Here is a 23,951-nt window from a genome sequence, read left to right as displayed (position 1 = left end):
CACGGGTGCTCCGCCGGTTCGACGTCGGCTACGAGGTGCCGGGGCCTCCGTGGAGGAAGAGGGCGACCGGGTTGCGAAGGTCCCGGGAACGGACGAGGATCCACTGCTCACTGCCGCCGACGGACACCTTCTCGAGCGCGGCGACCGACCTCGTCGTGCCGGACGGTCCCACGGCCCGGATCGGCGGGGTGCCCGCCGGGAGGACGAACCGGAGAGCGGCCAGGCCGAGCACCGCGCCCAGACCGGCGATCATGACGACGACCGGCCGGACCTGCCTGTTCCCACCGGGGCCGGGTAGACCCATGACCGTTCCTCCTCGGTGGTGCCGATCGTGTCCCTCGGTGACGACCGCGGCGGGCGCAACCTGTTCGCCGCCGTGCGGATGGCCGGGCACATCCTGGCCGGCCCGCTGCTGCGGCGGCGCCGGACGTCCTGGGGAGCCACACCCGCGGAGACCTCCTCGACGTGGACCGGCGACGAACTGTTCCCCGACCCGTCCTGGACCGTCACCCACGCCGTCACGGTCGACGCGCCCGCCGAGCGGGTGTGGCCGTGGCTGGCCCAGCTCGACCAGGGCCGCGGGGGCTTTACAGCTTCGAACGCTTCGAGAACCTCATCGGCTGCCGGGTGCGCAACACCGACCGAATCCTGCCCGAGCACCAGGATCTCTCGACCGTCCCCGAGATCCGTCTCGCCCCGCAGGCCGCGCTGGCCGTGATGCGCGTCGAGCCGGGCCGGGACCTCGTGCTGGCCGCGTCCCCGGGCCCCGCGACGGAGGGCTCGCACGTCACGGGCGGCAGGTGGTCCTTCCACCTGCGGACGGCCCCGGAGGGGGGCCCGGCTGGTGGAGCGGCTGAGCTTCTCGGCCGGGCCCACCAGGCAGGAGCGGCTGTTCGCCTCCCGGGCCCTGGTCGAGCCGATCAGCTTCGTGATGAGCCAGGAGATGCTCCGCAACCTCAAACGACTGGCCCAGCGCCCCTCCGGACCCGTGCCTGCCCCCCGCGAGGACGAGCAGCCCCGCGGCTTCCGCTCCGGGGCGAGGCCGGCGGGGCGTTCCGCACGCGAGTACGACCACACCGCGACGACGCTGCGGCGACCGGACCCGCACGCGTCCCCGGAGCACGAACTGGTCCGGCTGGCGACGCTGGCCGCGTCGAGCCACAACACGCAGCCGTGGACGTTCACGGTGGCGCCGGGCTCGATCCCGATCCGGGCCAGTCGCAGGCGCAGGCCGAAGCGCTCGACCTCCGGACGGCCTTCATCAATCAGCCGATCGAGGCCCCGGCCTGCGCCCCCGGTTCGAGACATGGCTCGGTCTCACCGAGGAGCGCGCTCAGCTGGCGGTGCGCTTCGGCCACGGTCCGAAGCTCCCCTACAGCCTGCGCCGACCGGTCCACGACGTGCTGACCGACCATCCTGGGGCGCCGGGGTCGTCCGCCGCAACAGGCGCCGCAGCACGTCACTGAGCGCCGCCGGGCCGCGGCAGCCCCAGGTGCCCGCGCAGCGTGGACGAGGTGTACCGGGTGCGGAAGAGTCCTCGGCGCTGGAGGACGGGGACCACGTGGTCCACGAAGTCGTCGAGGGAGTCCGGCAGCCGGGGCGGCATGAGGTTGAAGCCGTCGGACGCGCCCGAGCGGAACCAGCGCTCCATCCGGTCCGCGACGGTCTCCGGGGTGCCGACCACCGTGCAGTGCCCGCCCCCGGCGGCCAGCCGGCCCAGCAGCTGCCGCACCGTGGGCCGCTCGACGGCCACGATCCGCAGGATCGTGGCGTACCGGCCCTGGGGTCCGGTGAAGCCCTCGAGCGGCGGCAGCTCCGGGACCGGGGCGTCCAGCGCCCAGTCGCTGCAGTCCTGCTGGACGAACGCGGACAGCTGGGCCAGGGACTGCTCCGAGGGCAGCAAGGCGTCCACCTCCGCCTGCTTGGCCCGGGCCTCCTCCTCCGTGGAGCCCACGTAGGCGACCAGGCCCGGCATGACGGCCACGCCCTCCGGGTCCCGTCCGGCCGCGGCGACGCGCTGCCTCAGATCGGTGCGGTACTCCCGCGCGCTCTCGAGGTCGTAGGCCACGGCGTAGACCGCTTCGGCGTGCCGGGCGGCGAGGTCCCGGCCCGGCCCGGAGGCGCCCGCCTGGAACAGGACCGGACGCCCCTGGGGCGGGCGCGGCACGGTCAGCGGACCGTCCACGCGGAAGTGCTCGCCGGCGTGGTCGATCCGGCGCACCCGCTCGGGGTCGGCGTGCAGGCCCTGCCGGTCGCCGACCAGGGCGTCGTGGGACCACGAGTCCCACAGCCGATGGGTCACGTCGATGAACTCTGCCGCCCGCGCGTAGCGCTGGGCGTGCGGTGGCATTCCTGGGAGGCCGTGGTTGCGCGCCTCGGCGTCGAACATGGAGGTGACCACGTTCCAGCCGGCCCGCCCGCGGCTGATGTGGTCGAGCGAGGCCAGCAGGCGGGCGGCGTGGAACGGCGTCCAGAAGGTCGTCGAGACCGTGCTGACCAGCCCGATCCGCTCCGTGGCCCGCGCCATCGCGGACAGGGCCGTGAGCGGTTCGAGGAACCACCGGGGTCCGTCCGCCACGTCACCGGCGCTGTGCCCGTCGGCGAAGAACACGGCGTCGAGGAGGCCGCGCTCGGCGGTGCGGGCGAGGCGCTCCCAGTGGGCGATGTCCCCGAGCTGCTCCAGTGGGGAGTCCGGGTGCCGCCAGGCCGCCTGGTGATGGCCCGCGCCGAAGAGGAAGGCGTTGAGGTGCAGCTGTCGCGGCGCGGTCACGGCGCCCCCCATCAGTCGAGGACCAGCCCGCCGTCGACCACCAGGTTCTGCCCGGTGACCGAGCGCGCCCACGGCGAGGCGAAGAACAGCAGGGCGTCGGCGAACTCGGCCGGTGTGGTGACCCGGCCCAGGGGCGTGGTGGAGGCGATGTAGTCGAAGACCTCGTCCGGGGTGGCGGCGCTCGCGTCGGTGGTGCGCAGCAGACCTCCGGAGACCATGTTGACCGTGACGTTGTGCGCGCCGAGGTCCTTGGCGAGGGTGCGGGTCAGGGACAGCAGCGCGGCCTTCGCCGCCGTGTAGTCGTGGTACGGGACCACGGGGTTCTGGAACAGGTTGGTGCCGACGTTGACGACCCGGCCGAAACCCCGCTCCCGCATGCCGGGCAGGGCCTGCTGCACGGTGTTGAGCGCCCCGCGGACGCTGCCGGCGAACTGGGCGTGGAACTCCTCCCAGCGGATCTCCTCCGCGGAGGAGCGGGCGTCGCCGTTGAAGGAGAAGTCCGCCAGCGCGTTGTTGACCACGGTGGTGACGGGGGAGCCGAAGTGCTCCCGGGCCGCGCGGAGCATGTCTGCGACCTGCTCCGCGTCGGTGACGTCGGCAACCAGCGCCACGGCCCGGTCCGGGCCGTGCTGCTCCGCGAGCTCCTCCGCGGCCTTCCGGGACGCGCGGTAGTTGACCACGACCCTCGCGCCCTGGGCGGCGAAGGCCTCGACGACGCTGCGGCCCAGCCCTCGAGCTCCGCCGGTGACGAGGACGATCTGTTCTGCGATCTGCATGGGTCTCCCTGGGGTCAGGGCGAGGAGACGCGGGCCGGTCACGGCCGGTCCCGGCAGGACATCCCTTCGCCAGTCCTAACTGGATCAGGTTCGACGGGTGTCATCTCAGCCGGCTCGTCGTGCGGCGCCGGCACCCCGTGTCACTGCGGACGAGTATAAGCACCGGTCCCGCAGGCCGGCCCGTTCTTCGCACGGCGGCGGGTCACACCGGGCCGCGGTCGTCCCCGGGGGCGTCGTCGTCGGACTGCCCGGCGTGCCCGAGGAAACCGCGCAGCAGCGCGGCCGTGCCCTCCAGGTGCGCGAGGGAGGCGGCCCGGGCGGCGGGGGCGTCACCTGCCAGGACGGCGTCGGTGAGCTCGCGGTGCTGACGGTCGGAGTGCTCGAGGTTGACCGGCAGGACGGGGATCCGGTCCAGCAGGTCGCTGGCCCGCGAGCGCACCTCCGCGACGGCGCGGACCAGGCTGGGACAGCCGCCCAGCTCGGCCACCGCGATGTGGAAGCGTGCGTCGGCGGGGCGGTAGTCCTCCGGGGCGCTCTCCTCGACCTGCCGCAGGCACGCGAGCAGGTGCTCCCGGGCGGCCGCGCTGAGGGACGCCGCCGCGGCCAGCTCCGCCGCGGCGGGCTCGACCACCGCGCGGAACACGAGCACGTCCTCGACGTCCGCGGGGTCCACCGGGGGGAGGGTCTCGTCCGGCAGAGCGGTGCGACCGGTCACGAAGGTCCCGCCGTACCGGCCCCGGACCACCTCCAGGACCCCGGCGACCTGGAGCTCGTGCAGGGCCTCCCGGAGCGTGGCGCGGGAGATGCCGAGCATCGCCGCGGTCTCCCGCTCGGGCGGGAGCCGCTCGCCCCGGCGGAACAGGCCGAGCCGGATCGAGTCGAGGATCCGCTCCACGGCCTCCTCGAAGGCGTTGCCCTGGCGCACGGGCCGGATGCGGGGGTGCTGGACGGGATCGCTCACGGTGGCGCTCCTCCCTGCGGTGCGACGTGCGCCCATGGTGTCACGGTCCCCGGGGACCGCCTCCGGCGGGACCCCGCCCACCGCGCCGGGCCGGGCCACGAGCAGCAGCGGCGCGCCGCCCGGTCCGGGCGGCGCGCCGCTGCCTCCGGCCGGGACGGCCGGCCGAGGTCCTAGTGGGTGAGATCGATGGCAACCACGCCCACCGCGATGATCAGGGCGGCGGAGACGAGGAAGCCCGCCGTGATGGCGATGAGGGCCCAGGAGCGGGCGCGGCCGGGGCGGTCAGTGGCTGAGGACGTGGTCTGGTTCATGCCCACCATTCTGCGGCATCCGGGGGGCCGGCTCCACCGCGACGCGGTCCCGTGCCCGGCCCGGCGGCCGCCCGGCGGCGCGCCGCGGGGTCTTGACGGGGCACGGGACAGCCCACAGACTGTGACCACTCGCGCCAAACGTCTGTTTTCAGACCTTTGTGGAATCCCGGAGGGATCGTCCCATGCCCGAATCCTCAGCACAGCCCACCCGCACCGACGAGTACTTCCAGCACCGCCAGCTCCGCTCCGGCGCCGCCGGGTGGGTCCTGCTCGCGGGCCTGGGCATCGCCTACGTCATCTCCGGGGACTTCTCCGGCTGGAACATCGGGCTCTCCGAGGGCGGGTGGGGCGGGCTGCTCATCGCCTTCGTGCTCATGGGCATCATGTACACCTGCATGGTCTTCGGCCTCGCCGAGCTCTCCTCGACCCTCCCCACGGCGGGCGCCGGGTACGGGTTCGCCCGCCGGGCCCTCGGCCCTCTCGGCGGCTTCGCCACCGGGATGGCCGTGCTCATCGAGTACGCCGTGGCCCCGGCGGCGATCGCCACGTTCATCGGCGGCTACATCGAGGCGCTGGGCCTGTTCGGGATCACCAACTCCTGGCCCGTGTACCTCGTGACCTACCTGGTGTTCATGGGCATCCACATGTACGGGGTGGGCGAGGCGCTCAAGCTGATGTTCGGGATCACCGTGGTCGCGGTCCTCGCGCTGGGGGTGACCGTCGTCGCGCTCGTGCCGCACTTCGACGCCGCCAACCTCTTCGACATCGTCCCGAACGACGCCGTGGGGGCGAGCGCGTTCCTGCCCATGGGCTACGCGGGGGCGATGGCGGCCCTGGTCTACGGGATCTGGTTCTTCCTGGCGATCGAGGGCGTGCCGCTGGCCGCCGAGGAGACCGCCGACCCCCGCCGGGACATGCCGCGCGGGATCATCGTGGCCATGGCCTTCCTGCTGGTCTCCGGCGCGCTCATGCTGGTCCTGGTGCCCGGGGCGGCCGGGTCGGAGGCGATGAGCACCTCGGACAACCCGCTGCCGGAGGCCATCCGCACGGTCGCCGGGGCGGACAGCGTCATGGCGGACATCGTCAACTACGCGGGCCTGGCCGGGTTGGTCGCGAGCTTCTTCTCCATCATGTTCGCGTACTCCCGGCAGCTGTTCGCGCTCTCCCGGGCGGGGTACCTGCCCCGCTTCCTCTCGCTGACCGGCAAGCGCAGAACCCCGTGGGTCGCCCTCATCGTGCCCGGCACCGTGGGCTTCGTGCTCGCGGCCGTGACCGGCGACGGCGGACTGCTCATCAACATCGCGGTCTTCGGCGCCACCGTCTCCTACGTGCTGCTGAACCTCTCCCACATCGTGCTGCGGCTGCGCGAGCCGGACCTCCCGCGCGGCTACCGCACCCCGGGCGGCGTGGTCACCACCGGCATCGCCCTGGTGCTGGCGCTCGTGGCCGTCGTCGCCACGTTCCTGGTCGACGTGCTCGCCGCGTCCATCACCGCCCTCGTGTTCGTCGTCTTCCTCGCCTACTACTGGTTCTACAGCCGCCACCGCCTCGTGGGCCACGCCCCCGAGGAGGAGTTCGCGCAGATCCGCACCGCCGAGGCGGACCTGCACTGACCCCGCCCCGCCCGACTTCCCGCCCAGCGACCTCAGCACCCCAGTGATCCCAGCGATCCCAGCGACGAAGGACCGGACCCATGACCGAGACTCCCCAGCACCCGCGCAACGACCGGATGCTCACCGTCGAGCAGCTGCGGCAGCACGTGGCCGACGGACTCGTGGACACCGTGGTCCTGGCCTTCACCGACATGCAGGGCCGGCTCCAGGGCAAGCTCAACCACGCGCAGTTCTTCCTCGACTCGGTGCTCGACGAGGGCGCCGAGGGCTGCAACTACCTGCTGGCCGTGGACACGGAGATGAACACCGTGGGCGGGTACTCGATCAGCAGCTGGTCCTCGGGCTACGGGGACATGGAGTTCGCCATGGACTTGGACACGATCCGGCTGATGCCGCACAACCCCGGCCAGGTCCTCATCCAGTGCGACCTCACCGGCCACGGCGGGCAGCCCATCCCGATGTCCCCGCGGTCCATGCTGCGCCGCCAGCTCGACCGCGCCCGGGACATGGGCTTCACCATGGTCACCGGCACCGAGCTGGAGTTCTGCGTCTACAACACGAGCTACGAGGACGCCTGGGACGCCGGCTACCGGAACCTGGTCCCGGCCAACCAGTACAACGTGGACTACTCCGTGCTGGGCTCCCAGCGGGTCGAGCCTCTGCTGCGGGAGATCCGCAACGCCATGTACGCGGCCGGGCTGACCGTGGAGTCCGCGAAGGGCGAGTGCAACCTGGGCCAGCACGAGATCGCGTTCCGCTACGACGAGGGCATGGTCACCGCGGACAACCACGTGGTCTACAAGCTGGCCTCGAAGCAGATCGCCCACCAGCAGGGGAAGTCCATCACCTTCATGGCCAAGCCCAACGAGCGCGAGGGCAGCTCCTGCCACATCCACATGTCCCTGCGCGGGCCGGACGGCGAACTGGTCTTCTGGGACCGCGAGCGGAACGCCCGGTCCCGCACCTACGAGCACTTCATCGCCGGGGTGCTGCGGACCATGCGCGAGTTCACGCTGTTCTACGCCCCCAACATCAACTCGTACAAGCGCTTCGTCGAGGGCAGCTTCGCCCCCACCTCCGTGGCCTGGGGCGTGGACAACCGGTCCTGCGCCGTGCGCCTCGTGGGCAGCGGGCAGTCTGCCCGGATGGAGAACCGGCTCCCCGGCGGGGACGTGAACCCGTACCTGGCGCTGGCCGCGATGCTCGCCTCCGGGCTGCACGGCGTGGAGCAGGAGCTCGAGCTGGAGCCGATGACCGAGGGCAACGCCTACGAGTCCGACGCCCCCGTGGTGCCCTCGACCATGCGCGAGGCCCGGGACCTGCTGGCCGGCTCGGAGCTCGCGCGGGAGCTGTTCGGCGAGGACGTCGTCGAGCACTACGTGCACTACGCCGACGTGGAGCTGGCGGCCTTCGAGGCCGCCGTCACCGACTGGGAGCTGCGCCGTGGCTTCGAGCGCCTCTGAGCCGGACGGCGCCGGGTACCGGCCGCGGATCGCCCTGACCACCTACTACCAGGAGGGCTCCTGGGGGGTCTGGAACTCCGTGGCGGCGATCGTCCCGGGCGCCTACGTGGAGGCCGTCGCGGCGGCCGGGGGCACGCCCCTGCTGCTGCCCCCGGTGGGCACGGACCCGGGGGTGCTCGAGCTCGTGGACGGGCTGGTCGTCATCGGCGGCGTGGACGTGGACCCGCGGTTCTACGGCGCCGAGCGGCACGAGCTGACCTCGTCCCAGCCTTCCCGCGACGAGCACGACCTCGCCCTGACCCGGGCGGCACTGGAGCGCGGGGTACCCCTGTTCGCGATCTGCCGCGGCGCCCAGATCCTCAACGTGGCGCTCGGCGGCACGCTGATCCAGCACCTGCCGGACGTCAACGAGAACGCCGCGCGCTACCAGCCCGGACCGGGCCGGTACGGCGAGGTCGAGTTCGCCACCGAGCCGGGCAGCCGCTGCCGCGAGCTGCTGGGCGAGACGGCGTGGTCCCCGTGCTACCACCACCAGGCCCTGGAGACGGTGGCCGAGGGCCTGGCGGTGACCGCCCGCGCCGAGGACGGGACGGTCGAGGCCGTGGAGACCACCGGGGGCGGCTGGACGCTCGGCGTGCAGTTCCACCCCGAGGAGAACCGGAAGGACTCAAGGCTCTTCGAGGGGTTCGTCCGCGTGGCCCACGGCTACGCGCAGGACCGCGCCCGGCAGGACCGCCCCGGGGGGACCGGCCGGGCAGAGCACGCTCCACAGCGAGAGGACACCCGCATCCCATGACCACCACGCAGATCATCGACCCCGCCACGGAGGAGGTCGTCGGCACCGTCGAGCTGACGTCCCTGGAGCAGACGGACGCGGCGATCGAACGGGCCCGGCGGGCCTTCGAGACCTGGCGGACCGTCGCCCCCGCCGACCGCGCCCGGCTGCTGCGCCGCTTCGCCGACGCGGTGGACGCCGACCTCGAGCACCTCGCGGCCCTGGAGGTCCGCAACGCGGGGCACACCATCGGCAACGCCCGCTGGGAGGCGGGCAACGTCCGGGACGTGCTGACCTACTACTCCGGGGCGCCCGAGCGGCTCTCGGGGCGGCAGATTCCCGTCCAGGGCGGGGTCAGCCTCACCTTCCACGAGCCCCTGGGCGTGGTGGGCGTGATCGTGCCCTGGAACTTCCCCATGCCGATCGCCGCGTGGGGCTTCGCCCCGGCGCTCGCCGCCGGCAACACGGTGGTGCTCAAACCGGCCGAGCTCACCCCGTTGACCGCGATCCGGCTCGGGGAGCTGGCGCTGGAGGCGGGGCTGCCCGAGGGCGTGCTCACCGTGCTGCCGGGCAGGGGCTCGGTGGTGGGGGAGCGCTTCGTGACCCACCCCGCCGTGCGGAAGGTCGTGTTCACCGGCTCCACCGAGGTGGGCCGGCGGATCATGGCCGGCTGCGCGGAGCAGGTCAAGCGCCTGACCCTCGAGCTGGGCGGGAAGAACTCCAACATCGTCTTCGCGGACGCCGACCTGGATCAGGCCGCCGCGTCCGCCCCCGCCGGCGCCCTCGACAACGCGGGCCAGGACTGCTGCGCCCGCTCCCGCGTGCTGGTCCAGCGCTCCGTGCTGGAGAGGTTCCTGGAGCTGCTGGAGCCCGCCGTGCGGGACTTCGCCTGCGGGGACCCGTGGGACGAGGGCACGCGGATGGGCCCGCTCGTCTCCGCCGCGCACCGGGACTCCGTGGCCGGCTTCCTCGCCGACGACGACGCCCGGGTCGCCTTCCGCGGGACCGCCCCCGAGGGCCCCGGCTGGTGGTTCCCGCCGACCGTGCTCACGCCGTCCCCGGACTCCCGGGTGTTCCGGGAGGAGATCTTCGGCCCCGTGCTCGCCGTGGTGCCGTTCGAGGACGAGGCGGACGCTGTCCGGATCGCCAACGACACCGAGTACGGGCTCTCCGGGTCGATCTGGACCCGGGACGTCGGCCGCGCGCTGCGGGTGTCCCGCGCCGTCGACGCCGGGAACCTCTCCGTCAACTCGCACGCCTCGGTGCGCTACTGGACGCCCTTCGGCGGCTTCAAGCAGTCCGGCTTCGGCCGGGAGCTCGGCCCGGACGCCCCGCAGGCGTTCACCGAGACCAAGAACGTGTTCCTCGCCACCGGCTGACGCCGCCGCTCCACCACTCGTTTCATCCCGGGGGAACCCCCGCCACCGAACCCCCACCACCGAAGGAGGACCCATGGAGGTCAACGCCCGCCGTCTGGTCGGCCGCAGCGCCGTCATCACGGGAGGGGCCAGCGGCATCGGTCTCGCCGCGGCCCGCCGCCTCGCCGCCGAGGGCGCGCACGTCGTCGTCGCGGACCTGAACCCGGCGGCCGGGGAGGCGGCCGCCGAGGAGGTCGGGGGGCTGTTCGTGCGCACCGACGTGGCGGACGAGGCCGACGTGATCGCGCTCTACGCGGCGACCTACGAGGCCTACGGGTCGGTGGATGTCGCCTTCAACAACGCCGGGATCAATCCGACCGACGACGGCTCGATCCTTGACACCGGGATCGACGCGTGGCGCAGGGTGCAGGAGGTCAACCTCACCAGCGTCTTCCACTGCTGCAAGCACGCCATTCCGTACATGCGCGAGCAGGGGAAGGGCTCGATCGTCAACACCGCGTCCTTCGTGGCCGTCATGGGCGCGGCCACCTCGCAGATCTCCTACAGCGCCTCGAAGGGCGGCGTGCTCTCGATGAGCCGGGAGCTGGGCGTGCAGTTCGCGCGGGAGGGGATCCGGGTCAACGCGCTGTGCCCGGGCCCGGTCAACACGCCGCTGCTGCAGGAGCTGTTCGCCGCGGACCCCGAGCAGGCCCAGCGCCGGCTCGTGCACGTGCCGGCCGGGCGGTTCGCGGAGCCGGAGGAGATCGCCGCGGCGGTCGCGTTCCTGGCCAGCGACGACGCCTCGTTCGTCAACGCCGCCACGTTCCTGGTCGACGGGGGGATCGCCGGGGCGTACGTCACCCCGGTGTGACCCTGCCGGTGCCACGTGACCCGCGGGAGCCCGGGGACGTGGCCCGGTCAGCGGGCGGCGGCGACCAGGTCCTCCCGCAGGGCCGCCACGAACCCGTCCACGTCCTCCTCGGTGGTGTCCCACGAGCACATCAGGCGGACCTCGCCGACGGCCGGGTCCCACACGTAGAACGGCCAGCGCTCCTGCAGCCGGGCGGTGGTCCCCGCCGGGAGCACCGCGAAGACCGCGTTGGCCTGGGGGGTCTGCGTCACCCGGGCGCCGGGGACCTCTGCGATCCCGGCCGCCAGCCGCCCGGCCATCGCGTTGGCGCGGCGGGCCGCCTCGAGCCACAGGTCCCCCGTGTGCAGCGCCAGCAGCTGCGCGGACACGAAGCGCATCTTCGAGGCCAGCTGGGTCGAGAGCTTGCGCACGAACCGGGGCTGGCGCACGGCGTCCGGGGTGAGCACCACGACGGCCTCCGCGCCCATCAGCCCGTTCTTGGTCCCGCCCCACGAGACCACGTCCACGCCCGCGTCGGTGGTCAGCGCCCGCAGCGGAACATCCAGGGCCGCGGCGGCGTTGGCGAGACGGGCGCCGTCCAGGTGGACCGTCAGGCCCAGGCCGTGCGCGTGCTCGCAGACCGCCCGCAGCTCCTCGGGCGTGTAGAGCGTGCCGAGCTCGGTGGACTGGGTGACGGTGACGACGCGGGGCTGGGCGTGGTGCTCGAAGCCGAAGCCGTGCGCCTCCCGGTCGATCAGCTCCGGGGTGAGCTTCCCGTCCGGGGTGGGCACCGCCAGCATCTTCACGCCCGCGACCTTCTCGGGGGCGCCGCACTCGTCCACGTGCGCGTGGGCCGTGGCGGTGCAGATAGCGGCGTCCCAGCGGTCGGTCATCGCCGCGAGCGCCACGACGTTCGCCCCCGTGCCGTTGAACAGGGGATAGCACTCCGCCTGCTCGCCGAAGTGCCGGCGGACCACGTCCTGCAACGCCTCGGTGTAGGGGTCCGCGCCGTAGGCCCCCACGTGCCCGCCGTTGGCGGTCGCCAGGGCCTGGAGCACCTCGGGGTGGACGCCCGCGTGGTTGTCGCTGGCGAAGCCCTTCAGGGCGGGGTCGTGCAGGCGGGACAGGACGGAGTCGGTCACGGGTGGCCCTTCCGGTGGATCGGCGGTGTGCCGGGCGGCACTCGCACTCTACTCGCGCCCTCCGCCGGGGCAGTCCGGACCCGCACCGGGCCCGGGGCAGTCCGGTCCGCACCGGGTCCGGGACCGCCCGGCACAGGCCGTCGGTAGGCTCGGGGCATGCGCATCGTCCGGGCCGCCGCGGCGGTGGTCGTCGGGGAGGACGGCCGGCTGCTGCTGGTCCGCAGGGGCCGGGAGCCCCAGCGCGGGCGCTGGAGCGTGCCGGGCGGGAAGCTGGAGCCGGGCGAGACCGTGGCCGAGGCCACCGTCCGGGAGGCCTTTGAGGAGACCGGCGCCCGGGTCCGCGCGGAGCGCGAGCTGGGGGTGGTGCACGTCCCCGGGGGACCGGACCTCGTGTACGAGGTGCACGACGTCGCCGCGACCTACCTCGGCGGTTTGCTGCGCCCCGGCGACGACGCCGACGCCGTGCGCTGGGTGGCCCCGGAGGAGCTGCCGGGGCTCGAGACCACCGACGGCCTGCTGGAGCACCTCGCACGGTTCGGGATCCGCCCGGCCTGAGAGCCGGGGCCCAGCCTCTCGTCCGGGCCCGGAGCGCGTGCTTGGATAGGGGCATGGCACAGACGCGGGGTTTCTACGTCGACACCGTGGAGCGCACCACCACGGCGGACCGGGACGCGGTCTGGGCGGTCGTCGAGGGCATCGGCGGCGAGCGCGGCTGGTACAGCACCGACCGCCTCTGGGCCGCCCGCGCCACGGCCAACCGGCTGAACCTCCCGCCCGGGCGGCTGCGCCACCGCGAGGACCCGGACCGCCTGGCGGACGGGGAGCGCCTGGACTGGTGGACGGTCGAGGCCCTCGAGCCGCCGCGGCGGCTGCGGCTGCGGTCCATCGTGCGGATGCCGGGGGACGCCTGGCTGGACATCTGCCTGGAACCGGGACCGGACGGCACGCTCGTCTACCGCCAGACCACGGTGTTCCGCCCCGCGGGCCCGGCCGGTCGGGCCTACTGGTACGCCATGCTCGCCCCGCACAAGGCCGTCCTGGGCCGGCTCGCCACGGACATCCTGCGGCAGGCGGGCGGATAGGGCTCTTCCGCCCTGGCCGCTCCGGCCGTAGCGTGGACTCACCGGCCACCGTGACGCCCGGTGGACGCGGCCGGCGGCCGAGGGAGTGCCTCGGCACCGCTGCCGGGCGGAGCCTCCAGGAGAGTGCCGCCATGACCGCCGACGCCCCGTCCGTCCCCGACTCCCGCGCCCTGGCCGACGAGGCCGTCGCCCTGGTCCGCGAGTGGCTCGTGCGCGCCGCCGAGGGCCGCCGGCACCGCGACGGCGCCGCCGACCGGCTCGCCACCGTCCTCCAGGACCCGCACGGGCTCGAGTTCACCGTCGGCTTCGTGGACCGGGTGGTGCGCACCGAGGACGTGCGGGCCGCCGGGCGGGCCCTGCACGCGCTCGCCGAGATCGTGCCCCGCACCATGTCCGCGGCGGACCGCGCCCAGATCCGGCTCGGGGCCGCGCTCTCGGCCTCGGCGCCCCATGTGGTCGTCCCCGCCGCCCGCACCCGGCTCCGCCAGCTCGTGGGCCACATGATCGTCGACGCCCGCCCCCGGCCGTTCGGGCAGGCCGTGAAGAAGCTGACGGCCCAGGGCCACCGGCTCAACATCAACCTGCTGGGCGAGGAGGTCCTCGGCGTGGAGGAGGCGGACAAGCACCTCGCCGACGCCGCGGCGCTGCTGGACCGGGACGACGTCGACTACGTGTCCGTCAAGGTCTCCTCCGTGGTCCCGCAGCTGTCCCACTGGGGCTTCGAGGGGACCGTGGCGAAGGTCGTCGAGCGGCTGCTGCCCGTCTACCGCGCCGCCGCCCAGGCCCCGGCCGGGAGCAAGTTCATCAACCTCGACATGGAGGTCTACTCCGACCTGCAACTGACCACCGAGGTCTTCACCCGTCTCCTGGAGCACCCGGAGCTGCGGGGCCTCGAGGCGGGGATCGTGGTCCAGGCCTACCTGCCGGACGCGCTCGCGGTGGTGCGGCGGCTCTCGGTGTGGTCCGCCGCGCGGGTCGAGGCCGGGGGCGCGGGGATCAAGGTGCGGCTCGTGAAGGGCGCGAACCTCCCCATGGAGCGCGTGGACGCCGAACTGCACGGCTGGCCCCTGGCCACGTGGAGCAGCAAGCAGGAGACCGACACCAACTACAAGCGGGTCCTCGACTGGCTGTTCGTGCCCGGCCGGATGACGGGGCTGCGGCTGGGGGTGGCCGGGCACAACCTCTTCGACATCGCCTTCGCCCACCTGCTCGCCGAGCGCCGCGGCGTGACGGAGCGGATCGAGTTCGAGATGCTCCAGGGCATGGCGGTCGAGCAGGCGAGGGCCGTGAGCGCCGACGTCGGGCAGCTGCTGCTGTACGTGCCCGCCGTGCGCCCGGCCGAGTTCGACGTGGCCGTGTCCTACCTCGTGCGCCGGCTCGAGGAGAACGCCTCGCACGAGAACTTCATGTCCGGGATCTTCGAGCTGGCCCCGGACAACGAGGTCTTCGCGCGGGAGGAGCAGCGCTTCCGGGCCGCCCTCGAGGGGCTGGACCCGCGGCAGGACACCGCCCCCGCCCCCGCCCGCGCCCAGGACCGCACCGCGCCCGGCGCCGGGTCCGCGCACCTGCCGCTGGAGGAGCCCTTCCGCAACGAGCCGGACACCGACGTCTCCGTCCCCGCGAACCAGGCGTGGGCGGACGGGATCGCGGCCCGGATCACGGACCGCTCCTGGTACGAGGCCCTGCCCGTGCCCGACCCCGTCGGCGGGCAGGACGTCGAGCGGCTCGTGCGCACGGGACGGGACGCCGCCGAGGGGTGGCACGGCCGCGGCGCCCGCGAGCGGGCGGAGATCCTCAACCGGGCCGCCGACGTCCTGGCCGCCCGCCGCGGGCACCTGCTGGCCGTGGCCGGCGCGGAGGCGGGCAAGACCCTGGGCCAGTCGGACCCGGAGGTCTCGGAGGCGATCGACTTCTGCCGCTGGTACGCCCGCCGCGCCCTCGAGCTCGAGACCGTGGACGGCGCCCGGTTCGTCCCGGACCGGCTCGTGCTGGTCACCCCGCCGTGGAACTTCCCGCTGGCGATCCCCACTGGCTCCACGGTCGCGGCCCTGGCCGCCGGCGCCGCCGTGCTGCACAAGCCCGCCCCGGAGGCCCGGCGCTGCTCGGCCGCCGTGGTCGAGGCGCTGTGGGAGGCCGGCGTGCCGCGGGACGTGCTCCAGCTCGTCGACTCCGTGGAGGGGGAGGTGGGGCAGGCCCTCGTCTCCCACCCTGGGGTGGACCGCATCGTCCTCACCGGTGCCTACGAGACGGCCCGGCTCTTCCAGTCCTGGCGGGCGGGGCGGCCGATGACCGCGGAGACCTCGGGCAAGAACGCCCTGGTCATCACGCCCGGTGCGGACCGGGACCGGGCCGTGTGGGACCTCGTGACCAGCGCGTTCGGCCACGCCGGGCAGAAGTGCTCGGCGGCCTCCCTCGGGATCCTCGTGGGCAGCGTGGCGCGGTCCGAGCGGTTCCGCCGGCAACTGCTGGACGCCGCGTCCTCGATGGTCGTGGACTGGCCGCAGAACCTGCAGGCCTCGGTGGGCCCGGTGATCGCCGAGCCCGGCGAGAAGCTGCACCGCGCCCTGACCCGCCTCGACCCGGGGGAGCAGTGGCTGCTCGAGCCGCGGCAGCTCGACGACACCGGGCGGCTGTGGCGGCCCGGGATCAGGACGGGGGTGGCCCCCGGCTCCTTCTTCCACCGCACCGAGTGCTTCGGCCCCGTCCTGGGGCTGATGGAGGCCGCGGACCTGCAGGAGGCGATCGAGCTGCAGAACGCGGTCGAGTACGGGCTGACCGCCGGGCTGCACTCCCTGGACCCCGACGAGGTCAGCACGTGGGTGGAGCTTGTCGCGGCGGGCAACCTCTACGTCAACCGCGGCATCACCGGGGCGATCGTCCAGCGCCAGCCCTTCGGCGGTTGGAAACGGTCCTCGGTGGGCCTGGGCGCCAAGGCCGGCGGACCGAACTACCTGGTCCAGCTCGGCTCGTGGCAGAAGGCTCCCTTCGGGGAGGTCCCGTCCGAGCAGGCCGGCACCGAGCTCTCCGCGTCCGTCGCCCACCACCTCGCGGAGCTCCGCCCCCTCGTGCCCGAGCCGGACGCCGCCTGGCTGACGGCGTGCGCCGGGCAGGACCAGGTGTGGTGGGACCGGGAGTTCGGCCGCGCCCACGACCCCACCGGCCTGCAGTCCGAGGCCAACCTGTTCCGCTACCGCCCGCGCGACGTCGTCGTGCGCGCGGCCGAGGACGCCCCGCTCACGGACGTGATCCGGGTGGGGCTGGCCGCCGTGCGCTCCGGCGCCCGCGCGGTCCTCGTCCCCGCGGAGGAGGTCCCCGCGGAGGTGCAGGAGCTCTTCCGCTCGGTGCTGGACCCCTGCGGGGACGAGGCCTTCGCCCGGGTCGCCGCCGACTGGTCCGATCCGAGCGGGTCCGGACGGATCCGGGTGGTGGGCACCGCGCCCGGTCTGGCCGAGGCGCTCGCCGAGCGGCCCGAGGTCGCGCTGCTCACCGGGCCGGTGGTCGGCGCCTCCCGCGTGGAGATGCTCCCGCTGCTCGCGGAGCAGGCCGTGTCCGTGACGATGCACCGCTTCGGGAACCCCTCGACGGACGCCGAGTCGGTGGTGCGCCGGCTGATCGCGTCCTCGCCGGGCCTGGGCACCCCGGCGCCACCGGTCGACATCTAGGCGTTGCCCCTGGTGGGAACGAGGCGCCGGTGGGAGGCTGAGCCCATGCGCGCATCCCTGAGGTACCTCGCACTGGGTCTGGCCGGAGCGCTCGGCGTCTCCGGCACCGTTCTCGGCGTCTCCGCGGCCGTCGCGCACGACGATCGGCAGCACGGGGGCCGGGGCTCGCCCGTCACCGCCGAGCTGCCGAAGGTCCCCGTCATGACCGGCGGCGGCGGCGCGGTCTCCTCCGTGGACCCGCTCGCGAGCCAGGTCGGCATCGACGTGCTCGAGCGGGGCGGCAACGCCGCCGACGCCGCCGTGGCCGCGGCCGCGGCCCTGGGCGTCACCGAGCCGTACTCCGCGGGCGTCGGCGGCGGCGGGTTCTTCGTGCACTACAGCGCGGAGACCGGCGAGGTCCGCACGATCGACGGGCGCGAGACGGCCCCGGCCACGTTCACGGAGGACGAGTTCCTGGACGAGAGCGGCGAGCCCCTCGACTTCGCCACCGTGGTCAGCTCCGGGAAGTCCGTGGGCGTGCCCGGCACCCTGGCCACGTGGGAGACCGCGGCCGAGGAGTTCGGCACGATGGACCTCCACCGGCTGCTGCGGCCCGCGGCTTCGTGGTGGACGAGAACTTCCAGGAGCAGACCGCCCAGAACGCCGAGCGCTTCGGGAGGTTCCCCGAGACCGCGGAGCTGTTCCTGCGCGACGGCGAGGCGCCCGCGGTCGGCACGGTGTTCCGCAATCCCGACCTCGCCCGCACCTACCGCACCATCCGGCACGAGGGCACCGGCGCCTTCTACGACGGGTCGATCGGGGCGGCGGTCGTCGACGCGAGCCGTGAGCCCGCCACCGCCGAGGGCGTGGAGGTGCTCCCCGGGGAAATGACCCTCGAGGACCTGGGGTCCTACGAGGCCCTGCTGAAGGACCCGGTCTCCACCGAGTACCGCGGCCTGGAGGTCTACGGCATGGGCCTGCCCAGCTCCGGCGGCATCACGGTGGCCGAGACCCTGAACCTCCTGGAGGCCTACGACGAGCGCACCGGGGCGGGCCTCGACGAGGTCTCCGGGACCCAGTACCTGCACCGCTTCTCGGAGGCCACGGCGACCGCCTTCGCCGACCGCAACCGGTGGATCGGGGACGTGGAGGGCGTGCCCGTCGAGGAGCTCACCAGCCAGGAGTTCGCCGACGAGCGCGCCTGCCTCTTCGACCCCGCCGCGGCCCAGGAGCGGCCGATCCCCTTCGGCGAGCCGGACGGGGACTACGCCGCCTGCGGGACTCCCGGGGACCGTCAGCCCGAGCCCGTCGGCGGCGTCTCGACCACCCACCTCAACGTGGCCGACCGGTGGGGCGACGTGGTCTCCTACACCCTCACCATCGAGCAGACCGGCGGCTCCGGGATCACGGTCCCGGACCACGGGTTCCTGCTCAACAACGAGCTGACCGACTTCAACTTCGCGCCCGTCACGGAGGGCGTGCCGGACCCGAACCTGCCCGGCCCGGGCAAGCGGCCCCGCTCGTCGATGAGCCCCACGATCGTGCTCCGGGACGGAGAGCCGTGGATGTCGGTGGGCACCCCCGGCGGCGCCACGATCATCACCACGGTGGCGCAGATCCTCACCGGGCACATCGACCGGGACCTCGACCTCGTCGACGCCGTGGCCGCGCCCCGGCTGAGCTCCCGGAACGGGCCGGAGGAGTCGGACCTCGGCCTGGCCGAGTCCGAGGTCGGCCGTCAGCTGAGCGATCTGGGTCACGAGCTGGTCCCGCCCCCGCGCCGCTGGATCGGCAACGCCTCCGCCATCCGGATCCTCGGCGACGGCCGCTTCGAGGCGGCGGCCGAGACCGAGCGCGGCTACGGCGGTTCCGCCATGGTGGTGCACCCCGAGCCGTGATGCCGCCCTGCCGCTGACCGGCCGCTGACCTGTCGCTGAGGCCCCGGGCCCCGTCCGCCGCGGACGGGGCCGGGGTCTGTCGGGACACGTCCTAGGCTGGGTCCGGATCGCGCGTCCCGCGCCACGTCCGTCCGACCCAGGAGCCGCACCGTGTTCAGCCACCCGCCCGCCGACCGCCCCGGCCCCTCCGAGCCCGTCGTGCCGGGGGACCCCGCCCTGGACGACCGGTGGCGGGCGGCGACGGCCGGGTGGCGCCCGTCCTCGATCCGCCCGTCCTCGATCCGCTCGGGCGAGCCAGACCGCGTCCGCGCCTGGGTGCGCCACGCCTGGGAGGGCCTCGACGGCGCGGTCGCCGGGCCGGACGACGACGCCGTCGGCCGGCGGGTGCACGACCTGATGACCGTCGCCGCGCTGTTCGTCCTCCAGGAGCGCTTCCTGGCCGTCGCCGCCGGTGAGCCGGCCCCCGCCGGGGCGCCCGACCCCCGCCGGGACGGCGCCCCCCTGGGCGACGACGAGGTCCTGGCGGTCGTGCGGCAGACGTGGGAGATCGATCCCGCGGAGGAGGGGACGGAGGGGTTCGCGGCGGAGCTCGCCGGGTTCCTGCAGGACCACCTGGACGAGCTCGCCGAGGAGGTCCGCGAGCGGCTGGTGGACCGGCGCGGTCCCACCCAGGTGTTCGCCGAGCTGTGGAGCCTCGAGCACGTGGACGAGCTCGAGCCCGCCGCCCAGGAGGGGGAGCCCCCGTTCCCGCTCCCCACCGACGACATCGCGTGGATCGTCAGCGGCGTCCCCGGCCCCGAGAAGCACACCGCCTGGGAATGGCTCACCCGCTGAACCGGACCCCGGCCGCAGCGGCACCGGAATAAGCCGGTCCGCCGACGACTTTTATGGATGCATCCACAAAATCTGCGACGAGGAGCCCCGCATGACCATCCAGCTCGGCCTGAACACCTTCGGCGACCTCTACCCCGGGCCGGACGGGCGGATGCTCGGCGGGGCGCAGGTGATCCGCAACGTCGTGGCCGAGGCGGTGCTGGCCGACCAGGTGGGACTGGACTTCTTCGGCATCGGCGAGCACCACCGGGAGGACTTCGCGGTCTCCTCGCCCGAGACGGTGCTCGCCGGCATCGCCACGGTCACGGAGCGGATCCGCCTGGGCTCCGCGGTGACCGTGCTCAGCTCCGACGACCCGGTGCGGGTCTACCAGCGATTCGCCACCGTGGACGCCCTCTCCTCCGGCCGCGCCGATGTCATCCTGGGCCGCGGCTCCTTCACCGAGTCCTTCCCGCTGTTCGGCTACCCGCTGGACGAGTACGAGGCGCTGTTCGAGGAGAAGCTGCAGCTGTTCGACCGGCTCCGCACCGAGGGCCGGATCGACTGGCAGGGCCGGCTGCGCGCGCCCATCCAGGGTCTGGAGGTGTACCCCAAGACCGAGGCCGGCGCGCTGCGCACGTGGATCGCCGTGGGCGGCTCGCCCAACTCGGTGGTCCGCGCCGCCCACTACGGGCTGCCCGTCATCTTCGCGATCATCGGCGGCAGCCCCTCGGCCTTCGCGCCCTTCGCCGACTACTACCGCCAGGCCCTCGAGCACTTCGAGAAGGAGCCGCAGCCGGTGGCCTTCCACTCCCCGGGCTACGTCGCGGAGACCGACGAGCAGGCCCGCGAGGAGTTCTTCCCGCACCAGGCCTACACGCACGCCCGGATCGGCAGGGAGCGCGGCTGGGGCCCGCTGACCCGCGCGGAGTTCGACGCGATGTGCGGGCCGGAGGGCGCCTACTTCGTGGGCTCCCCGGAGACGGTCGCCCGCAAGATCGTCCGGTCCTCGGCGGCGCTCGGCGCGTCCCGGTTCGACCTCAAGTACGCGGTGGGCACCCTGGACCACGCCCGGATGCGCCGCAGCATCGAGCTCTTCGGCACCGAGGTGCGCCGCTACGTCGAGGACATGACCGCCGACCTGCCCGCGGGCACCGCCGCGTAGCCCCGCGCCCCGACGGCCGGACCCCCGGGCGGGCCGCTCAGAGCCGGCTCGTCACCGCGTCGGGGGGCAGGGTGGCCTGCACTGTGGTCCCCACGCCCGGCTGCGACCGGACCTCGAGCGCCGCCCCTGCGGCGTCGGCGATGTCCCGCATGATGCGCAGGCCCAGATGGCCCTCCGGGGAGCCCCGGGAGTCGTCGAAGCCGGTGCCGTCGTCGCTGATCGTCAGCACCGTGGCGCCGTGCTCCACGCCGAGGCGCAGGCTCACGGTGGACGCGTGGGCGTGCTTGGAGATGTTCGCGAACGCCTCCCGCGCCACCTTCAGGAACATGCCCTCCTGCTCCGGAGAGAGAAGCACCGCTGGGCTGATCTGCACGGACGTGTCGATCCCCCGCTGGGCCAGCGGGTCCGCGAGCCGGGCCAGGGCCTTCGGCAGCCCGAGGGTCAACAGGTCCGGGGAGTACAGGGCGGTGGTGATCCCGCGCAGGGTGCGCAGGCTGCCCTGCAGGATCGTCCGCGACCGGCCCAGGGCGCTGCGCTGCTCGGGCACGGCCGCGGTCATCTCCTGGGCCTCCAGGGAGTAGGACAGGCCCGCCAGGTCCTGGATCACGTCGTCGTGCAGGTCCCGGGCGACCCGGACCCGTTCCAGCTCGGCGGCGTCCACGGCGTGCTGGAGCAGCTGGGCGCGCGCCGTCCGGTGGTCCTGGATCCGGCGGGCGAGGCTGACCGCGGGGGCCAGCTGCGCGAGCTGCAGCAGCGCCAGGGTCAGGAGGAAGGCCGGGGCCATGCCCATGAGCACGGAGCGCTGTTCCTCCCGCACGATCGAGTCGTCGTAGTAGGCCTCGAAGACCAGCTGCTCGCCGCCGTCGGGGACGAAGCCCACGTAGACCTCGACCAGGCCCCCCGCCCCGGACTCGTGGGTGTTCTCCGCGTCGTGCTGGTGCTCGACTGTGGCGACCCCCTCGCCCCGGGCCACGAGCTCCTCGTCCCACGCAGGCGGTCCGTAGTTCTGTCCGATGAGGGCGTGTTCGTCGGAGTACAGGACCGTGCCGTCCGCGTCCCAGATCTTGATCCGGTGGATGGCGCCGTCGGTCAGCCACGGCTGCAGCCGGACGTCCAACTGGGCGGTGGCGGCGGCGTCGCCCGCCAGGAGGTCGTCGGTGATCAGGGGCGCCACGGCGTAGGTGGCCAGCCGCTGGGTGATGCGCAGGACGCTGTCGACGGCGTGCTCCTCGGCGACGGCCCGGATCCACCACGTCGCCGGGACGGCCGCGATGAGCAGCACCACGAGCCCGGTGAGCAGGAACCTGCGCACCGCGGCCCGCACTTCGGACCGGTCGGTCGGCGGGGCCGGCGGGGGAAGCGGCCAGTCGTCGAAGACGGCCGCGGCCCCCGGGTCGGCGCGGTCCACGCGCGAGAGCAGGCGTCTCATGGCCGGGCCGTCAGCAGGCCGAGCCTCGAGGCCACGGCGACCGCCTCCAGCTGGGAGTGCGCCCCCAGCTTGACGAGGATCGTCTTCACGTAGCCGCGGCAGGTGTTCGGCGTGATGTTCAGCAGCCGTGCGTTCGCGCCCACGCTGTGCCCCTCGGCCATGAGTCGCAGGACCTGGAGCTCGCGCCGGGTGAGTGCCGGCGCCCCGGCGTCCGGCCGGCGGGCTGGATCCGTGGCCGCGAGCAGTGAGGGGTGGACCGCCATCGTGCCGCAGCGGGCGCCGCGGATGGTCTCGAGCAGGGTCGCGAGCGAGCCGTCCTTCGGCAGGAACGCGCAGATCCCGGTGCTCGCGGCGGCCTCCAGCACGTGCTGCGCGGGATCACCGGTGAGCATCACGATCCGGGTTCCCGGCCGGTCCCGGAGGATCCGGGCGGAGGCGGTCACCCCGTTACCGCCGGCGAGGTGGTAGTCCATGACCACCACATCGGGCCGCAGCGCCGCGCACAGGCGGACGCTCGACTCGACGTCGTCGGCCACGCCGACGCTGCACAGGTCCGGCTCCTGGCCCAGCGCGCCGGTCAGCAGCTCCGCGAACGTGGTGTGGTCGTCCACCACCAGTATCGAGGTGCGCGCCGCGCGCCCCTCCGCAATGTCAGCGTCCATCTCGATCCAGCCCCCCGGCAACTCCCGTACTACGTGTGGGTAGTATGCCGATTGCAAATCATGGACACCAAGCGGGCGGGTGTCACCTATTTGGGGGTTGACAAGGGGACATTCGGTTCGGAAACGCCGTCGGCTGCACCTGCTCACGCCTCCACCCCCTACGCGGCCGTGCTCAGGCTGCGGCCCAGGAAGGCCTGGAGCACCGAGGCCGCCTCTTGTCGGGCGAGCGGGACGCGGGCGCCAGGGATCCAGTCGGGATCGCCGGCCCGGCTGTGGAGCACCAGGAGGGCCGTCAGGGCCTGGCCCAGCTCGTCGCCGGTCGCGGCCGTGGCCTGCAGCATGCGGGTGTAGGCCAACTGCAGCACCCCGGACGGAGCGCATCCCAGCTCGTGGTCCAGGGTCCGCCGGCACTGCTCGTAGGCCTGCAGGCCCTCGACCGAGCGCCCAGCCCCTTCGAGCCCGAGCACGAGCACGGTCCAGGCGCGTTCGTTCAACGGGTCGGCCGCGAGCACCTTCCGGGCCTGGACCACGGCTTCCTCGCAGCGGCCCAGCTCGAGGACTGCCTCGGCCAGCAGCACACGGGCCTCGGTCACTCGAGCCGCGAAGGCGCTGCGCTGGGACTCGACCCACTCGCCGTCCTGCTCGTCCTCCAACAGGGAACCCGAGGCCATGACCAGCGCGCGGTGCAGCAGCAGATCCGCCTCGCGGGCGGAGGAGCGCATTGCGGTGTCCAGCAGCCGCTCGAAGCGGGGCAGGTCCAGATCCACCAGGGAGGCGTCGATGACGTAGCCGCCGTTCGTGGTCCTCAGCGGACCGTTCCTGCCCTGCCCGGGCTGGAGGTGCCGGCGCAGAACGCTGACGTAGCTCTCCAGGTTCGCGGAAGCCGCCGCGGGTGCGTCGTCCCCCCACAGCAGATCGACGAGTCGTTGCTTCGACACCGGTGTCCCCAGGTGCAGGAGAAGGATCTCGAGGATCCGCCGCTGCCGGGGACCCCCCAGCTCCTTGGACGTCAGGGTCCGGCTCCCGCGCCGGACCACCAACGGACCGATGACCTGCACCGACAGCCTGGCCCCCGTGGCACTGGCTGCGGTTCGAACGTCGACAGTAGAGACATCCATCGTGATCACTCCCCCCGAAGTGCCTCCACTATGGCGGTCGGCTCCCCTCGGCCAACAGAACCGGATGGGGGGGGTGGGTCACCCCCCATCTGAGGGGTGTGCCAAAGGGAACGACCAGCGCACA

At 73.7% G+C, this 23,951-nt stretch carries 20 protein-coding genes, 1 pseudogene and 1 riboswitch; of the genes and pseudogenes, 12 read left to right on the top strand and 9 right to left on the bottom strand.

Going from position 1 to position 23,951, the window contains the following annotated elements:
- Nucleotides 1-28: 28 nt before the first annotated feature.
- Nucleotides 29-304 carry a hypothetical protein gene (locus RF647_RS12950; protein ID WP_368812058.1) on the bottom strand — a complete coding sequence of 92 codons (276 nt, stop codon included), beginning with the start codon at nucleotides 302-304 and terminating at the stop codon, nucleotides 29-31.
- A 27-nt stretch (nucleotides 305-331) separates the two neighbouring features.
- On the opposite strand from RF647_RS12950, the gene RF647_RS12945 reads away from it, so the two are divergent.
- Nucleotides 332-718, top strand: coding sequence for a hypothetical protein (locus tag RF647_RS12945; protein ID WP_368812057.1), 387 nt, complete (start codon nucleotides 332-334; stop codon nucleotides 716-718).
- A 741-nt stretch (nucleotides 719-1,459) separates the two neighbouring features.
- On the opposite strand, the gene RF647_RS12940 is transcribed toward RF647_RS12945, so the two are convergent.
- The 4 genes from RF647_RS12940 to RF647_RS12925 form a co-directional block, all read right to left on the bottom strand.
- Nucleotides 1,460-2,770, bottom strand: coding sequence for an LLM class flavin-dependent oxidoreductase (locus tag RF647_RS12940; RefSeq protein WP_368812056.1), 1,311 nt, complete (start codon nucleotides 2,768-2,770; stop codon nucleotides 1,460-1,462).
- An 11-nt stretch (nucleotides 2,771-2,781) separates the two neighbouring features.
- A complete protein-coding gene (locus RF647_RS12935) occupies nucleotides 2,782-3,546 on the bottom strand; it encodes a 3-oxoacyl-ACP reductase (protein ID WP_368812055.1) in 765 nt (254 codons plus the stop codon).
- A 44-nt stretch (nucleotides 3,547-3,590) separates the two neighbouring features.
- Nucleotides 3,591-3,694: riboswitch (TPP riboswitch) on the bottom strand.
- A gap of 54 nt (nucleotides 3,695-3,748) precedes the next feature.
- Nucleotides 3,749-4,507 (bottom strand): FadR/GntR family transcriptional regulator, encoded by a 759-nt coding sequence (locus RF647_RS12930; RefSeq protein ID WP_035925421.1) that lies wholly within the window; start codon nucleotides 4,505-4,507, stop codon nucleotides 3,749-3,751.
- 170 nt (nucleotides 4,508-4,677) lie between these two features.
- A complete protein-coding gene (locus RF647_RS12925) occupies nucleotides 4,678-4,818 on the bottom strand; it encodes a hypothetical protein (RefSeq protein ID WP_154676740.1) in 141 nt (46 codons plus the stop codon).
- A 182-nt stretch (nucleotides 4,819-5,000) separates the two neighbouring features.
- Here RF647_RS12925 and eat point away from each other — a divergent pair, with 182 nt between their 5' ends.
- The 5 genes from eat to RF647_RS12900 all read left to right on the top strand — a co-directional run bounded on the left by eat (nucleotide 5,001) and on the right by RF647_RS12900 (nucleotide 10,898).
- The gene (gene eat, locus RF647_RS12920; protein WP_368812054.1) at nucleotides 5,001-6,431 is read left to right on the top strand and encodes an ethanolamine permease; all 1,431 of its coding nucleotides are present in this window, start codon (nucleotides 5,001-5,003) and stop codon (nucleotides 6,429-6,431) included.
- Between the two features lie 80 nt (nucleotides 6,432-6,511).
- The gene (locus RF647_RS12915) at nucleotides 6,512-7,894 is read left to right on the top strand and encodes a glutamine synthetase family protein (RefSeq protein WP_368812053.1); all 1,383 of its coding nucleotides are present in this window, start codon (nucleotides 6,512-6,514) and stop codon (nucleotides 7,892-7,894) included.
- A complete protein-coding gene (locus RF647_RS12910; protein ID WP_368812052.1) occupies nucleotides 7,875-8,690 on the top strand; it encodes a gamma-glutamyl-gamma-aminobutyrate hydrolase family protein in 816 nt (271 codons plus the stop codon). Before RF647_RS12915 ends, RF647_RS12910 begins: the two co-directional genes overlap by 20 nt.
- Entirely contained in the window at nucleotides 8,687-10,048 is a 1,362-nt protein-coding gene (locus RF647_RS12905; protein WP_368812051.1) for an aldehyde dehydrogenase, read from the top strand. The genes RF647_RS12910 and RF647_RS12905 overlap by 4 nt, the downstream gene beginning before the upstream one ends.
- A gap of 73 nt (nucleotides 10,049-10,121) precedes the next feature.
- A complete protein-coding gene (locus RF647_RS12900) occupies nucleotides 10,122-10,898 on the top strand; it encodes a 3-oxoacyl-ACP reductase (RefSeq protein WP_368812050.1) in 777 nt (258 codons plus the stop codon).
- Between the two features lie 47 nt (nucleotides 10,899-10,945).
- Here RF647_RS12900 and RF647_RS12895 read toward each other — a convergent pair whose 3' ends face one another.
- Complete coding sequence (locus tag RF647_RS12895; protein WP_368812049.1) at nucleotides 10,946-12,019, bottom strand: low specificity L-threonine aldolase; 1,074 nt, start codon at nucleotides 12,017-12,019, stop codon at nucleotides 10,946-10,948.
- A gap of 156 nt (nucleotides 12,020-12,175) precedes the next feature.
- On the opposite strand from RF647_RS12895, the gene RF647_RS12890 reads away from it, so the two are divergent.
- The 6 genes and pseudogenes from RF647_RS12890 to RF647_RS12865 all read left to right on the top strand — a co-directional run bounded on the left by RF647_RS12890 (nucleotide 12,176) and on the right by RF647_RS12865 (nucleotide 20,618).
- Nucleotides 12,176-12,574, top strand: a complete 399-nt coding sequence (locus RF647_RS12890; RefSeq protein WP_368812048.1) for an NUDIX hydrolase — start codon at nucleotides 12,176-12,178, stop codon at nucleotides 12,572-12,574.
- Between the two features lie 53 nt (nucleotides 12,575-12,627).
- Entirely contained in the window at nucleotides 12,628-13,101 is a 474-nt protein-coding gene (locus RF647_RS12885; RefSeq protein WP_368812047.1) for a DUF2867 domain-containing protein, read from the top strand.
- A 131-nt stretch (nucleotides 13,102-13,232) separates the two neighbouring features.
- Nucleotides 13,233-16,763, top strand: coding sequence for a proline dehydrogenase family protein (locus RF647_RS12880; RefSeq protein WP_368812046.1), 3,531 nt, complete (start codon nucleotides 13,233-13,235; stop codon nucleotides 16,761-16,763).
- 45 nt (nucleotides 16,764-16,808) lie between these two features.
- Nucleotides 16,809-18,640: pseudogene (ggt, locus tag RF647_RS12875) on the top strand (gamma-glutamyltransferase).
- 150 nt (nucleotides 18,641-18,790) lie between these two features.
- Complete coding sequence (locus RF647_RS12870) at nucleotides 18,791-19,474, top strand: hypothetical protein (protein ID WP_368812045.1); 684 nt, start codon at nucleotides 18,791-18,793, stop codon at nucleotides 19,472-19,474.
- 91 nt (nucleotides 19,475-19,565) lie between these two features.
- Entirely contained in the window at nucleotides 19,566-20,618 is a 1,053-nt protein-coding gene (locus tag RF647_RS12865) for an LLM class flavin-dependent oxidoreductase (protein ID WP_035925458.1), read from the top strand.
- A gap of 37 nt (nucleotides 20,619-20,655) precedes the next feature.
- On the opposite strand, the gene RF647_RS12860 is transcribed toward RF647_RS12865, so the two are convergent.
- The 3 genes from RF647_RS12860 to RF647_RS12850 form a co-directional block, all read right to left on the bottom strand.
- Nucleotides 20,656-22,047 carry a sensor histidine kinase gene (locus RF647_RS12860; protein ID WP_368812044.1) on the bottom strand — a complete coding sequence of 464 codons (1,392 nt, stop codon included), beginning with the start codon at nucleotides 22,045-22,047 and terminating at the stop codon, nucleotides 20,656-20,658.
- Nucleotides 22,044-22,709, bottom strand: a complete 666-nt coding sequence (locus RF647_RS12855) for a response regulator (RefSeq protein WP_368812043.1) — start codon at nucleotides 22,707-22,709, stop codon at nucleotides 22,044-22,046. The genes RF647_RS12860 and RF647_RS12855 overlap by 4 nt, the downstream gene beginning before the upstream one ends.
- 158 nt (nucleotides 22,710-22,867) lie before the next feature.
- Nucleotides 22,868-23,827, bottom strand: a complete 960-nt coding sequence (locus RF647_RS12850) for a BTAD domain-containing putative transcriptional regulator (protein WP_368812042.1) — start codon at nucleotides 23,825-23,827, stop codon at nucleotides 22,868-22,870.
- Nucleotides 23,828-23,951: the final 124 nt, after the last annotated feature.

The sequence above is a fragment of the Kocuria sp. CPCC 205263 genome, assembly GCF_040981075.1.
Lineage (GTDB): Bacteria > Actinomycetota > Actinomycetes > Actinomycetales > Micrococcaceae > Kocuria > Kocuria rosea.
The sequence above is the reverse complement of the archived record's forward strand: the minus strand, read 5'-3'. Positions and strand labels throughout refer to the sequence as shown.

What these genes read in the sequence shown, in the direction of transcription:
- RF647_RS12950 (WP_368812058.1), bottom strand. Translation starts at nt 304, where the DNA reads ATGGGTCTACCCGGCCCCGGTGGGAACAGGCAGGTCCGGCCGGTCGTC.
- RF647_RS12935 (WP_368812055.1), bottom strand. Translation starts at nt 3,546, where the DNA reads ATGCAGATCGCAGAACAGATCGTCCTCGTCACCGGCGGAGCTCGAGGG.
- RF647_RS12925 (WP_154676740.1), bottom strand. Translation starts at nt 4,818, where the DNA reads ATGAACCAGACCACGTCCTCAGCCACTGACCGCCCCGGCCGCGCCCGC.
- eat (WP_368812054.1), top strand. Translation starts at nt 5,001, where the DNA reads ATGCCCGAATCCTCAGCACAGCCCACCCGCACCGACGAGTACTTCCAG.
- RF647_RS12915 (WP_368812053.1), top strand. Translation starts at nt 6,512, where the DNA reads ATGACCGAGACTCCCCAGCACCCGCGCAACGACCGGATGCTCACCGTC.
- RF647_RS12905 (WP_368812051.1), top strand. Translation starts at nt 8,687, where the DNA reads ATGACCACCACGCAGATCATCGACCCCGCCACGGAGGAGGTCGTCGGC.
- RF647_RS12900 (WP_368812050.1), top strand. Translation starts at nt 10,122, where the DNA reads ATGGAGGTCAACGCCCGCCGTCTGGTCGGCCGCAGCGCCGTCATCACG.
- RF647_RS12890 (WP_368812048.1), top strand. Translation starts at nt 12,176, where the DNA reads ATGCGCATCGTCCGGGCCGCCGCGGCGGTGGTCGTCGGGGAGGACGGC.
- RF647_RS12885 (WP_368812047.1), top strand. Translation starts at nt 12,628, where the DNA reads ATGGCACAGACGCGGGGTTTCTACGTCGACACCGTGGAGCGCACCACC.
- RF647_RS12880 (WP_368812046.1), top strand. Translation starts at nt 13,233, where the DNA reads ATGACCGCCGACGCCCCGTCCGTCCCCGACTCCCGCGCCCTGGCCGAC.
- RF647_RS12865 (WP_035925458.1), top strand. Translation starts at nt 19,566, where the DNA reads ATGACCATCCAGCTCGGCCTGAACACCTTCGGCGACCTCTACCCCGGG.
- RF647_RS12860 (WP_368812044.1), bottom strand. Translation starts at nt 22,047, where the DNA reads ATGAGACGCCTGCTCTCGCGCGTGGACCGCGCCGACCCGGGGGCCGCG.
- RF647_RS12855 (WP_368812043.1), bottom strand. Translation starts at nt 22,709, where the DNA reads ATGGACGCTGACATTGCGGAGGGGCGCGCGGCGCGCACCTCGATACTG.
- RF647_RS12850 (WP_368812042.1), bottom strand. Translation starts at nt 23,827, where the DNA reads ATGGATGTCTCTACTGTCGACGTTCGAACCGCAGCCAGTGCCACGGGG.